This is a genomic window from Lysinibacter sp. HNR, assembly GCF_029760935.1.
In the GTDB taxonomy this organism is placed as follows: Bacteria; Actinomycetota; Actinomycetes; order Actinomycetales; family Microbacteriaceae; genus HNR.
Genome location: NZ_CP121684.1, coordinates 2226880 through 2238997 on the forward strand (window position 1 = coordinate 2226880; position 12118 = coordinate 2238997).

Genomic DNA, 12118 nt, shown 5'->3' on the forward strand with positions numbered 1-12118 from the left:
CTATCGCTGATCAGGGAGCACCCATTGCGTTCGGATCGCTGCGAACCGCCCGATCCACGGCCGCGTGCAGAGCGGTTCCCAAAAGATTTCCCGGATGCTGAATACCGATAGCGGAAAGCTCCTCGAGGGATTTACGAACAACAGTGGTTGCCATCGCGGTTGCCGAGTCCAGGGCACTCGCATACGCGGGCCGATCACCCTCGGCGACAACAATGGGTTCCGCACCCATCTCTACCGCCAGTGCCTGAGCAATGGGCAGCACGGGTGCGGGGGCGGTGACCACGCAGTATCCCTCGGCCAGTCGCGCCAGGTCAAGCGTGGTTCCCGTAAACGAGATCGCGGGGTGTAGGGCGAGCGGGATAACGCCGCGCGCCAGGGCTGCCGAGAAAACCCCCGTGCCAAACTCGGGCGCGGTATGCATCACCAATTGTCCCGGTTGCCACGCACCCAAGGTGGTGAGGCCTCCCACGAGCGATTCAATTTCGGAGGATGGAATCGCAAGAATCACCAGCTCGCTGCGCTCGACAATCTCCCCCACCGAGAGCAGAGGAACCCCCGGCAGGATTGCTTCGGCACGCTCCCTGCCCTCCTCAGAAATTGCCGAAATACCGATGATGGCGTGTCCGGCATGTGCCAGCGCGGCCCCGAGTACGGGGCCGACCCTGCCCGCCCCAATAATTCCGATGCCTAGACGTCCGCTCTTTTCGCCCCGCATATTTGCACTACTCATCACGCCGCCCCGCAGCCACCGCGGCCTTCGAGATCTCTTCAAAAGCTTTCTGAGCCTGAGTCGCATCCATGCCACGCTGCCAAGCTTTTATATATCCCCGAACCGTCTGCACTGAGAATCGTGCCAGACGGACGCGCCGCCCCAGCCACCCCTGAGAAAAGCGCGTGCTCTGAATGCGGGCCAGAGGGACGAGCACCATACTACGCCACAGGAATCCCTGACGCAGAATAAGCTCGTTCTCTCCCAGGCGATAGGCCTGCCTTCGCTGCGCAAGCCCCAGCACGAACCAGGCCCTTCGAGGGGCGATGATAAAGCCCCGACCCTCACCGGTTCCAGTCAGCGCGCTAGCAACTACACCGTCCTCCGCCCGCTTCTCCTGTGCGATGAGAGCTAACACTCGTAAGACGTCCTCTTGCGTACCCACCGGGAGGAGTGTACTTGCCCCGCCGCTTTCGCTTTGCTTCGATAGCGAATCACCAGCGCGGTTAAAAACGACGGTCCACCACCCAAACGGACGCCAGAGCGGTGATTGATACACCTGGATAGCGTGGATGCGTCCGGGTGGAATAGTCTCATTAACGGTGGAGAGCAAGCCGTGTCCGATTCGCAGCCCGTCACGGGTAAGCCCAATCGTGAATTGCAAAAGCTTGAGTATCCGGGACACCACGATACCCAGCATCGCAATTGTTACCGGTACCAGTGTAAAGAGCAGCCATTTCTCTTTCTGCAGCGCGATAACAATGATTCCAACAAAAAGTGCAATAAAGATTAGCGTCCCCACACCAATTACTCTCGAAAGGATAAGGCGTCCCGGGGGGATTTTAACCACGGATGAGGGGTCAACAAGCGCAGAGGGATCAAGCTCGGGAGAGAGCAAGTCGTTCAGTCGCTGCCCCACAACGCCGCGGACGCCGCTGGTGCCAGTCCCCACGGACACAGCATCAGTAACCGGCACCGGGATGTCCCTGGCATCGCTGGGATTCTCTACCGTTCGCCTGCGTCCCGCCAAGAGCAGAATATCCTGCCTCACCCGGTTTGCAACCGAGTTTCGCAGGTATTTGAGCTCGATATTGGAGTCTTGACCCGCGGTAGAAACATCCAATTGTGCGGCACCAAAGAGACGCGCGATCAGCGTGCGATTGACGTTGACTCCCTGCACCCGGTCAAGGCGCGCCTGCCTATTGGTGCGAAAAACAATCCCGCGCCGAACCTCAATAAAATCCTGTGTGATGCGGTAGCGATGCTGTCGCCAACTGAGGTACGAAAAGCTCACCATAATCAACAGAGCAAGCCCAATAAAAACCGTAACTACAGCCCAGACTCCAAAAATACCGATCAGATCGTTAATAATACCCGATAGCCCCTCGTCACCTTGACTACCGGATTCATCACTGGGGAAGGGGCGAGGACCAGTGTCCATCCCCAAAAAAGCCTGAATGATGGTGTCGCGTGCATTCGCTAAGAAAGCACCGATAATCGCGAGAAAAACAATTCCCCCGCGCAAGAATGGGGTTGCCGGATGAAGACGATGCCACTTTTCATCGGCCCCTCCCTCCACACTGATCGGAGCGGATACGCCGACGGGTGTCTCTTCGGACTGCGGGGGCTGCGCGTAAATCGGGCCGCGTTCATCGGGAGAGCCCACCTCGTGACGGCCTGTTTCTGTCACAGACCCGACCTCCGGGTTTCGGCAAGCGCGATTAGGCGATCTCGCAGGTTCGTTGCATCCTCTATGGTAAGGCCGGGCAATGTTACCCCAGTTGCCGCAGCAGCCGTGACAAATTTGAGCTGCGCGAGTCCGAGGGCACGTGTCAGGGGTCCACGGTTAATATCGACCAGTTGCATACGTCCGTAGGGAACCGCCACAATTCGTTGAAAAAAGACCCCATAGCGAAACAAAAAGTCGTCCTGTCGCATCTGATACCCGATTGCACGAACACGCCGCGGAGTAAGCGCACCGATAATAATGGTGAACGCAGCAGCACCACCAAGAAGGGTATAGGCCCAGACGCTGTCCATCCATCCCAGGAAAAGGGCAAGAAGAGCAAAAACTATGAGGACCGCTCCAACAGCAGCCTCGGTCATCAGACTCACCCACACATAACGGGACGACACGCGCCTCCACGAGCCCCCGTCGTCAGAAGCACTGGGGGTCATATGCGGTGCGGCAGAGTCTTCGGAAAGCGGTGTCTCGAGGGTGCCCTCGCGTGGAGTAGACTCCTGAGAGGGTGAAAATCGGTCGGTCATAGTCTCTCATATTCTTGTGGTTGCCCGCGCAACAATTCACTACGCGGGTTGTTTATCGGCGCCCTCTGTGCCGTCGTCGGTCGGCGGCAGAACACACATGTACTCAACAACAAGTCCTGCAACGAGAAGCACCACGCCACCAATAATCGTAGCAATTGTCAATAGCCAGGCCTCTAACGGTGGTCCCACAGTGCGGGTGAGGATATGCCCCAGTATCCCCGTGCCAAAACCCGTAAACAGGCTTCCCACCAGGGCCGAAGCCTTTGCCGCCGCTACAACCCGAACAGCGGTGAAGGGGTTGATCGGTCTCTGTGATTTACCGACCAGGGAGCGTCGGATAGGGATCGCAAATGCAACCAGGATGCCCGCCAAAAGAATAAGCGTGAGGGGCCAGGCAAGCGGAGGCACCAGCATTGGCCTGCCCAGGGCGGAGAGCGCTACCTCTCCTAAGAACCCCAGGATAAGACCGCTGAGAACAGCGATCGTGAGCGCGGTAACAGACATTCGCTTGTTCATGATGCTGTCTTGTCTAGGTCGTTAAGTAATTGTGAGACCCGCCCACGCCCCGGCAGCACAGCACCGGGGTCGAGATCGAGCCAGGGACGCAGCACAAAGTCACGCTCAAACGCACGGGGGTGAGGCACCGTCAGGCGCTCCGTGTGGATCACTCGGCCGCCGTAGGTAATGATGTCAATGTCGAGGGTTCTGCTCCCCCATCGTTCCGCACGCACGCGACCGTAGTGTGACTCAATGCCGTTGATAAAGTCGAGAAGCGCTTCGGGCTCGAGAGCGGTTGATATGGTTGCCACTCCGTTCAAGTATGCCGGGGTCTCTGGGCTGGGTCCGCTCTCGGTGAGAGCCACCGACTCATAGAGCGACGAGGCCTCAAACGAAAAAATCTCAGGATGCTCTGCGAGCATCCTGTGGGAACCCAGGATGGTGGCCTCCCGGTCTCCCAAGTTACTGCCAAAGGCAAGAACGGCTGCGACAACCTGTTTCATTATGGTCGCACCACGGTCACCGAAACATCCGCAAAGCTCACCGAGATGGGGGCATCCGGTTTGTGCAGCACGACGCGCACCGCCCGTACCCCGGAGTAGGATAGGACGATCTCGGCAACCCTCTCGGCAACCGTCTCAATAAGGTCCACCGGATTACTCTCCACCGCAGCAACTACTGCGGGGGCCAGGTCGGCGTAGTTAACAGTCTGGGACAGGTCATCTGAGCGTGCCGAAGCGCGAAGATCAACGTCCATCTCCACATCCACCACAAAACGCTGTCCCGTTTCACGTTCCCCCTCAAACACACCGTGGTAGGCAAAGCATTCCAGCCCGGTAAGAGTAATAACATCGCCCTTAAAAAATTGGTTCATGAAACACCTTCCTATTCGGTCGTGGTGCCATCTCTGACACCGTTCAGCGCGTGCTCCCACTCGGCCCACGTGTCGAGAGCCGTTCTGGTCGCAGCTACATTGTGTACACGAACCGCCCACGCATTCAACTGTGCAGACAGCACAGTAATAATTGCCGTGGGCAGGTCACGGTCAGTAAACGGTGCTCTCGGAGGCATAAGTTCCCCGAGAAAACGCTTTCGAGAGGCACCCACCATCACGGGATAGCCTAGATCACTCAAAATCTTTTGTCCCGCAAGCAACTGCCAGTTATGGGTCGCTTTTTTAGAGAATCCCAGTCCGGGGTCAAGAACGATGCGGTCGGGAAACACTCCCGCAGCCCGCGCATTGCTTACCTGAAGATGGAGTTCGTCTCGGGTCTTGGTAACGATATCCTCGTGGGCACGATGAACATTCGCGTGTGAGGGACCGCCACGCCAGTGCCCCATGATGTACAGCCGTTGTGTTGCTGCGACAACCTCAAACATAGCCGGGTCCGCGAGACCACCGGACACGTCGTTCACGATGTGTGCACCCGCTTCTACCGCGGCGCGTGCGGTCTCCGAGTTAAGCGTGTCTACGCTCACCCTGATGCCCGCGGCGCTCAGGGCGGTAACCACCGGGAGTATCCGCTGCTGCTCCTCGGCGACCTCGACTCGTACAGCCCCTGGGCGAGTGGATTCTCCCCCCACATCGATGATGTCTGCACCCTGGGCGTGAAGTTTTAGACCGTGCTCGACAGCTCTTTTCTCGGATATGAACTCTCCACCATCGCTGAAAGAGTCGGGGGTAACGTTGAGCACCCCCATGATGAGGGTCATTCTGCGGCCCTAATCACATCAATGATTTCGGTGCGCTCGGCAGCGCGACTCAGATTGCCCCTGCTCGCCATACTCACGGTGGTGCTGGCGGTCTGATGGGGCCCCCTCATGGTGACACACCCCTGGGACGCATCAATCATGACAAAAACGCCGTGCGGGTTCAGAGCCGCCTGAATACTCGACGCGATCTGCTCGGTGAGCCGCTCCTGAATCTGGGGACGCGAAGCGTGAACACTCAGCAACCGCGGGAACGCACCCAAACCCACAACGTGATCGCGGGGTTGGTAAGCGATGTGGGCAACCCCCACAAATGGAAGCAGGTGATGCTCGCACATCGAACGGAACTCAAGTCCGCGCACAAGCACAAGCTCCCCGGTTTCTTCACCCACGGGGAGAACACTAGCGGCCAGATCCTCGTCTGGGTCCTGCCCCACACCAGAGAAAAACTCGGCGTATGTGTCGGCAACACGGCCCGGAGTCTTTTCTAGCCCGGGCCGTGCAGGGTCTTCACCAATCGCGGCCAGTATCTCCAACACGGCAGCCTCTATGCGAGCCCTGTCCAGATGAGACTCGTTCACGAGAAACCTACCCGTCTGTATCTTTATCTTTTGCGGAGTCTGTGCCCTCTGTACCGCCCGCACCCTGCGGGGATTCTTCTGTATCGCGAACTTTATCTGATCGCGGCGTCTCTTCGGAGTCTTTATCGGAGGACGAGTGATTATCGCTGCCCTCGCCAGAGACCTTCTCAACAGGATCATCTGTGCGAGAGATCTCGGGCATCTCCACCGGAGGAAGATCCGAGACCGGGCGGCCCTCACTGGAGAGCCACTGGGGGCGCGGAGGAAGCCTCTTCACGTCTTTGAAGATGTCTGCGAGCTGATTGTGATCAAGCGTTTCTTTCTCAAGCAACTCGAGCGCAAGACGATCCAGAATATCGCGGTTATCGTTAAGAACTTTCCAGGCTTCGTTGTGAGCGTCCTCGATGATGGCGCGAATTGCCGCGTCCACCTTCTCCGCTAGGCCCTCGGAATAGTCGCGAGACTGTCCAAAGTCGCCCAGGTAGGCGCCGCCCGTGGGACTTCCGAGAAGCACCGGACCCAATTCGGAGGTCATGCCGTACTCGGTGACCATCTTGCGTGCCGTTGCGGTGGCCTTCTCGATATCGTTTGAAGCCCCCGTGGTGGGATCGTGGAACACAATCTCCTCGGCCACTCGTCCACCCATAGCGTAGGCGATCTGATCGAGCAATTCGTTACGAGAGACGGAGTATTTATCTTCCAACGGAATCACCATCGTGTAACCGAGGGCACGGCCGCGGGGCAGGATAGTGACCTTGGTGACGGGGTCGGTGTTGTTCATCGACGCCGCAACAAGCGCGTGTCCACCCTCGTGGTAGGCGGTGACAAGCTTTTCTTTGTCTTTCATCAGACGGGTGCGTCGCTGAGGACCCGCGATCACACGGTCAATAGCCTCGTCCAGCGCCCGGTTATCGATCAGTTGGGCGTTAGATCGGGCCGTCAGTAGAGCGGCCTCGTTAAGCACGTTCGCCAGATCGGCACCCGTGAACCCGGGAGTCTTGCGGGCCACAACATCAAGATCAACGTTCTCGGCGAGGGGCTTGCCCTTGGAGTGAACCTCAAGAATCTTCCTGCGACCCTTCATGTCTGGAGCGTCCACACCGATCTGACGGTCAAAACGACCGGGCCGGAGGAGGGCGGGATCAAGCATATCGGGCCGGTTGGTGGCGGCTATGAGAATGACGTTTGTCTTGACATCAAAACCATCCATTTCAACCAGAAGTTGGTTGAGGGTTTGCTCACGCTCGTCGTGACCGCCGCCCATTCCCTGACCACGGCGCTGACCCACCGCGTCAATCTCGTCAACAAAGATGATGGCGGGTGAGTTCTGTTTGGCCTGATCAAAAAGATCACGCACACGGCTCGCACCCACACCAACAAACATCTCAACAAAATCTGAACCCGAGATGGAGTAGAAGGGTACCCCAGCCTCACCCGCAACGGCACGAGCAAGCAACGTCTTACCGGTTCCGGGAGGGCCGTAGAGAAGAACACCCTTGGGGATACGCGCGCCCACAGCGAGGAACCGTGAGGAATCCTGTAGGAACTCCTTAATCTCGCCCAGCTCTTCGATTGCTTCATCTGCCCCGGCAACATCGTCAAAAGTCACCTTCGGGGTCTCTTTGGATACCAGCTTGGCCTTCGACTTACCAAACTGCATCACCCGGTTTCCGCCGCCCTGCATACTCGAGAGCATCCACCAGAAGAAAAGTCCGATGAGGAGCAGTGGAAGCAGGAAGGTGAGCAGGGATAACCAACCGTTAGGCTGCGGTACCTGATCGTTAAATCCATCCTTGGGGTCAGCATCGTTGACGGCCTGGACCACTGCATCACCACGCGGGCTCACGTAGTAAAAGTAAACCTCTTTGCCATACTCTTTGTCTGCCTTGGTGAGCGTCATGTTAACACGCTGGTCACGGTCGATTATCTCAACAGAAGAAACTTTCTTTTCCGAAAGAAACTCCAGACCGGTCTCAGTTTTGATCTCGCGCGCGCCACCCCCCGCGATCAGGGTCCAACCCAAGATAATGACAATGGGGGCAAGAATAATGTAGATAAGAGGGCCGCGAAAAAGTTTTTTTGAGCGGGTTGTCTTCTCAGCCAATCGAAGCACCTTTCTGAATGTGCTGGGCGCGCCGACCCTGCAAGCGTTTCATAGCCTCAAGATTAGCGAAAGTTTTCTGTGGAACGTCCGTGTTTCTGCCACAGGCGTAATCAGACCGATTTAACAATAACCTGACTCCTTATTTATTACTCGATCCAGAACCTGTGAAGAACATAAAGCCTGTGCTTTTACTCATAAATATGACGGGCAAGAACCGCTACATCCCGCAGATTACGATATTTTTCAGCGTAGTCTAGACCATACCCCACTACAAAATCATTGGGAATATCAAAACCAATATATTTTGCCTCAACATCAACCTTTGCCGCCGCCGGTTTGCGCAGCATCGTGCAGATCTCAACAGATGCTGCACCTCTCGTCTGCAGATTTTCGCGTAGCCAGGACAGGGTGAGACCCGAATCAATAACATCTTCAACGATCAATACGTGACGCCCGTGGAGGTCGCTATCCAGATCTTTAAGGATACGGACAACACCGCTTGATTTGGTGCTCGTGCCGTAGGAACTCACCGCCATCCAGTCCATCTCTATGTGCATACGAAGCTCCCGCGCGAGATCGGCCATCACCATCACGGCGCCGCGTAGCACGCCCACAAGAAGCAGCGACTTACCCTCGTAATCGCGTTCAATGAGACGAGCGAGTTCGGCAGTTTTTTCTGTGAGCTGCGCCTCGGTAACCAAGACCCTTTCGATGTCTGCGCCGGTATCGATTGCATCCATGTCTTCCTCTTTTCTGTATAACCCTGATATTTCCACTCACTACCCACAGTGCGGTTAGTGTGAGGAAAACACCAGAAGGCCTGATTCTCTTGCGACCCGCACTCCGGGGAGATTAAGCGCTTTTTGGCCGTGCCAATCGGTGACCAATGCGGCCGCAGCAAGCGTGTGTTGGCGACTCAACGCTACGCCAAACTCCGAGTGAACGACGTACCTGATGATGCGCTGACGTAGGGCCGCGGGGTTCGCCTCCAGAGCGACAATAGACACCGCAATCCCCGCCTCCGCCGGCTCAACTATCTCCTCGATAAACTCGTCTATCATCTCTTGAAAAGCCGCGGCATCCTCACGCATCTGATCGGCGGTGCGCGCAAGCGCCTCCGCAATACCCGGACCCAGCTCTTGTTCAAGCAGCGGCAACACGGTTTTCCGCACCCGCACCCTTGTATACGCGGGATCATCATTGTGCGGATCGGACCAAAAATCGAGGGAGCTATCCTCACAAAACTCCACCGTCCGGGCACGACGAATGCCCAGGAGCGGTCGAATAAAAATATCCGTCTGCACGCTCATACCCGAAAGACTTCCCGAGCCTGAGCCTCGCGCAAGACCCAGCAGCACCGTTTCTGCCTGATCGTCAAGAGTGTGACCCAACAAGACCGCGCGCGCACCCGTGCGTGTGGCCGCCCGCTGAAGAGCCTGATAGCGGGCTTCACGCGCGGCAGATTCCGGACCTCCCTTCGATCCCACACGAACCCGTTCGATCAGAACGGGAGAGAGCCCTAGCGAGGCGGCCTGTTGTGCGGCTCTCTCAGCCTGCCTTTCGGAACCCTCCTGCAGCCCGTGATCCACGATGACTGCCCCCACACGGAGACCCAATCGATGCGCTTCAAATCCGGTTGCAGCGGCAAGGGCAAGCGAGTCTGGTCCTCCGCTCAGGGCTACCAGAGCATCCGCACTATCGTGAGAGTCTTCTGCTCGAGAGGTCCCCAGGTGCAACAGCTCCCCTCGAACCGCGTGCCGGACCGCCGCCACGGTGGGCGTCAGCCGAGCCGGACGCGGCGGGGGCACGGGCTGGCGTGAGAGAGACATAGGGTCAAGATTACACCGGGACTTCAGTTATTCTCTCAAAGCGTTCAAACGGCGGCGGGTCAAATCTACTACTGTGGAAATCGGACGATAAACGGCAAGCGTCACGCCCAACCTGATAAAGATTAACGTCCACCAAAGAAATCGAAACACGTACGAGGAGATACCGCCCATGAGCGCATACGATGCCGTCATTGAGATCCCCAAGGGGAGCCGCAACAAATACGAGATTGATCACGAGACAGGACGGGTCTTCCTCGACCGGGTACTTTTTACCTCGTTTGTTTACCCCACCGATTACGGATACTTTGAGAACACCCTGGGCCTCGACGGGGATCCGGTTGATGTGCTTGTGCTGCTTGAGTACCCCGTTTTCCCCGGAGTAGGAGTCAAGGTTCGTCCGGTGGCCGTACTCAATATGAGCGACGAGGCGGGGAACGACGCCAAAGTTATCGCGGTTCCCCACAAAGATCCCCGCTGGAGCCACATCGAGGATATCAACGATATTCCAGAGCAGACCCGCAAGGAGATCGAGCACTTCTTCACCCGCTACAAAGACCTCGAGCCGGGCAAATTTGTCAAGATCGAGGGGTGGGGTAACGCTTCCGAGGCAACCCAGATCGTGGAGGACGGTTTTGTGCGACTAAAGGAACAGGGGCACTAGAAACTCTCACAACTTAGATACAAAATACGAGGGGCTGGTTTCTTACAGTTTTTGTAAGAAACCAGCCCCTCGCGTTTAAACATTTTTATCGAAAGGTGATTCCACGAGCTCTCATAGGGGGTTCTGGATCAATGGGTGACCCATTCTGGTAAAACTCAAAGTGCAGGTGAGGGCCTGTGGATAGTCCGGTGCTCCCCACACCCGCGATAACCTCTCCCGCAGAAACATTCTGACCGGTCCTGACATAGATACCACCATCCATTATGTGGCCATAGCGGGTCTTTATACCGCCACCGTGGTCAATCTCAATCATGTTTCCATAGCTGTAAAATGAACCCGCAAGCGAGACCTTTCCTGCGGAGGCTGCGTATATGCGGCTTCCTTGAGCGCCCGCAAGATCAACACCCGTGTGGGCTGCGCCACCTGTGCAGATACCATTACCACACACCTGTCCGCGTCCCCCAAATCCTGAGGTAAAGCGCCCGTCGCTGGGCCGTACCCAGTCGCCGATGATCGAACCGGGCGCGCCGCCACCGCCGACACTACCGCCACCGCCTCCTCCGCCACCGCTCGGAGGTTGTGGCCGCTGTTGCTGTGCCGCGAGGCGAGCTTGGCGCTCAGCCTCGAGAGCGGCAGCACGTGCCGCGGCTTCCTCGGCAAGTCGCTGCTGGTAACCGGCAACCGTTGTCTGGGTGGTGTCTTTGAGCGCCGCTAATTGGGCACGAAGGGTTTCTTCTTGAGATTCCTGCGTGACAAGCTGTTCCTGCGCGTTCTGCGCGGCCTGTGCCGCAACTTTCAGGGCTTCCTCCGCCTCAGCACGCAGTTCCTCCCGCTCTACCTTGGCTGTTTCGGCCTGATCTCCCAACGATTTTGCATTATTTGTTGCAACCTGGGCCTCGTTATAGATCGTGTTGTTACGATCAGTGGCCTGGGTCATCATGCTGAGCTTGGAGAGCAGAGCATCCACGCCCGCAGCATCCTGATCCAGAAATAACTGCAGGGTCTGATCCCCACCGCTTGAACGGTACATTTGAGAGGCAATCGAAGAGGCCTGGGACGCGGCGGAGGAAGCACGCTCTTGGCTCTCAGCGGCCTGTTCAATAAGAGAGTTGTATCTCGCATCAGCATCCTGAAACTTTGCTTCTGCCTCCTCAAGAATAAGCGCGGTACGCTCTGCTTCTGCCTTTGTAGCGGCAACTTCGCCCTGAAGGGTGCGGATAAGACCCTCTATCTCGGTCACCTTCGCAGCAGCAGAAGCTTCGTTCGCCTTAGCGCTCTGCACATCGTTCCAGGTGGGGAGTTCTGCAGCCGAAGCCGAACCAACACCGCCCACCGTGAGAGTAGCACCCACAAGCCCCCCTACAAGCAGAGTGGTGACACTACCCCGCACAAGCTTTCGCTTGGTTAACGTCTTTTTGATCGTACGTTTCATTGTTCCCTAATCCACTTGTTTTAAGAAAATAAGCCAAATAAAAACGAGTGTTTATTTAGTCGTTTAAACACAAAACTTGAACTCCACACTAACAAAGGATTCATCAGAATACGTCATAAAACACAACTTTTCACACCGCTGAGCGAAATGAGCCTATATGAGAATTATAAAATAATCGATGTAACAGGCGGATAAAGTGATTAAAAACCTATTCAAGCTGAGTCGACAGAGTTCCTCACCTGAACTACCGTAATTTTGCTACGCCCGTGAGTGTATAGAGATAACCGGGGCATACACGGGGGTGAGACCTGATGGCTCACGGGCCC

Annotated in this window: 13 protein-coding genes; 1 reads left to right on the plus strand and 12 read right to left on the minus strand. The window is 56.7% G+C overall.

Annotated elements, in window-relative coordinates:
• Positions 1 to 10: 10 nt before the first annotated feature.
• The 11 genes from FrondiHNR_RS10130 to tilS form a co-directional block, all read right to left on the minus strand.
• On the minus strand, positions 11 to 730 hold the full coding sequence (locus FrondiHNR_RS10130) for a DUF2520 domain-containing protein (protein WP_279352653.1): 720 nt from the start codon (positions 728 to 730) through the stop codon (positions 11 to 13).
• Positions 723 to 2399, minus strand: coding sequence for a PH domain-containing protein (locus FrondiHNR_RS10135; protein WP_279352654.1), 1677 nt, complete (start codon positions 2397 to 2399; stop codon positions 723 to 725). The genes FrondiHNR_RS10130 and FrondiHNR_RS10135 overlap by 8 nt, the downstream gene beginning before the upstream one ends.
• Positions 2396 to 2977: a PH domain-containing protein gene (locus FrondiHNR_RS10140; RefSeq protein WP_347567099.1), complete on the minus strand. Its 582-nt coding sequence runs from the start codon at positions 2975 to 2977 to the stop codon at positions 2396 to 2398. The genes FrondiHNR_RS10135 and FrondiHNR_RS10140 overlap by 4 nt, the downstream gene beginning before the upstream one ends.
• A 39-nt stretch (positions 2978 to 3016) precedes the next feature.
• Positions 3017 to 3493: a DUF3180 family protein gene (locus tag FrondiHNR_RS10145; RefSeq protein ID WP_279352655.1), complete on the minus strand. Its 477-nt coding sequence runs from the start codon at positions 3491 to 3493 to the stop codon at positions 3017 to 3019.
• The gene (gene folK, locus FrondiHNR_RS10150; RefSeq protein WP_279352656.1) at positions 3490 to 3978 is read right to left on the minus strand and encodes a 2-amino-4-hydroxy-6-hydroxymethyldihydropteridine diphosphokinase; all 489 of its coding nucleotides are present in this window, start codon (positions 3976 to 3978) and stop codon (positions 3490 to 3492) included. Before folK ends, FrondiHNR_RS10145 begins: the two co-directional genes overlap by 4 nt.
• The gene (gene folB, locus FrondiHNR_RS10155) at positions 3978 to 4349 is read right to left on the minus strand and encodes a dihydroneopterin aldolase (RefSeq protein WP_279352657.1); all 372 of its coding nucleotides are present in this window, start codon (positions 4347 to 4349) and stop codon (positions 3978 to 3980) included. The genes folK and folB overlap by 1 nt, the downstream gene beginning before the upstream one ends.
• An 11-nt stretch (positions 4350 to 4360) precedes the next feature.
• Positions 4361 to 5188 carry a dihydropteroate synthase gene (gene folP / locus FrondiHNR_RS10160; RefSeq protein ID WP_279352658.1) on the minus strand — a complete coding sequence of 276 codons (828 nt, stop codon included), beginning with the start codon at positions 5186 to 5188 and terminating at the stop codon, positions 4361 to 4363.
• Complete coding sequence (gene folE, locus FrondiHNR_RS10165; protein ID WP_279352659.1) at positions 5185 to 5766, minus strand: GTP cyclohydrolase I; 582 nt, start codon at positions 5764 to 5766, stop codon at positions 5185 to 5187. Before folE ends, folP begins: the two co-directional genes overlap by 4 nt.
• Positions 5767 to 5773: 7 nt before the next feature.
• Complete coding sequence (gene ftsH / locus FrondiHNR_RS10170) at positions 5774 to 7870, minus strand: ATP-dependent zinc metalloprotease FtsH (RefSeq protein WP_279352660.1); 2097 nt, start codon at positions 7868 to 7870, stop codon at positions 5774 to 5776.
• Positions 7871 to 8058: 188 nt separating this feature from the next.
• The gene (gene hpt / locus FrondiHNR_RS10175) at positions 8059 to 8610 is read right to left on the minus strand and encodes a hypoxanthine phosphoribosyltransferase (RefSeq protein WP_279352661.1); all 552 of its coding nucleotides are present in this window, start codon (positions 8608 to 8610) and stop codon (positions 8059 to 8061) included.
• A gap of 54 nt (positions 8611 to 8664) precedes the next feature.
• The gene (gene tilS, locus FrondiHNR_RS10180; protein WP_279352662.1) at positions 8665 to 9699 is read right to left on the minus strand and encodes a tRNA lysidine(34) synthetase TilS; all 1035 of its coding nucleotides are present in this window, start codon (positions 9697 to 9699) and stop codon (positions 8665 to 8667) included.
• Between the two features lie 169 nt (positions 9700 to 9868).
• Here tilS and ppa point away from each other — a divergent pair, with 169 nt between their 5' ends.
• Positions 9869 to 10360: an inorganic diphosphatase gene (gene ppa / locus FrondiHNR_RS10185; RefSeq protein WP_279352663.1), complete on the plus strand. Its 492-nt coding sequence runs from the start codon at positions 9869 to 9871 to the stop codon at positions 10358 to 10360.
• A gap of 85 nt (positions 10361 to 10445) precedes the next feature.
• Here the strand turns inward: ppa and FrondiHNR_RS10190 are convergent, their stop codons facing one another.
• Positions 10446 to 11792 (minus strand): M23 family metallopeptidase, encoded by a 1347-nt coding sequence (locus FrondiHNR_RS10190; protein ID WP_279352664.1) that lies wholly within the window; start codon positions 11790 to 11792, stop codon positions 10446 to 10448.
• Between the last annotated feature and the right edge of the window lie 326 nt (positions 11793 to 12118).

Coding starts and splice junctions, on each gene's coding strand:
- ppa (WP_279352663.1), top strand. CDS start 9,869: ATGAGCGCATACGATGCCGTCATTGAGATCCCCAAGGGGAGCCGCAAC.
- FrondiHNR_RS10190 (WP_279352664.1), bottom strand. CDS start 11,792: ATGAAACGTACGATCAAAAAGACGTTAACCAAGCGAAAGCTTGTGCGG.
- FrondiHNR_RS10130 (WP_279352653.1), bottom strand. CDS start 730: ATGAGTAGTGCAAATATGCGGGGCGAAAAGAGCGGACGTCTAGGCATC.
- tilS (WP_279352662.1), bottom strand. CDS start 9,699: ATGTCTCTCTCACGCCAGCCCGTGCCCCCGCCGCGTCCGGCTCGGCTG.
- FrondiHNR_RS10145 (WP_279352655.1), bottom strand. CDS start 3,493: ATGAACAAGCGAATGTCTGTTACCGCGCTCACGATCGCTGTTCTCAGC.
- folB (WP_279352657.1), bottom strand. CDS start 4,349: ATGAACCAATTTTTTAAGGGCGATGTTATTACTCTTACCGGGCTGGAA.
- folK (WP_279352656.1), bottom strand. CDS start 3,978: ATGAAACAGGTTGTCGCAGCCGTTCTTGCCTTTGGCAGTAACTTGGGA.
- folP (WP_279352658.1), bottom strand. CDS start 5,188: ATGACCCTCATCATGGGGGTGCTCAACGTTACCCCCGACTCTTTCAGC.
- FrondiHNR_RS10140 (WP_347567099.1), bottom strand. CDS start 2,977: ATGACCGACCGATTTTCACCCTCTCAGGAGTCTACTCCACGCGAGGGC.
- hpt (WP_279352661.1), bottom strand. CDS start 8,610: ATGGATGCAATCGATACCGGCGCAGACATCGAAAGGGTCTTGGTTACC.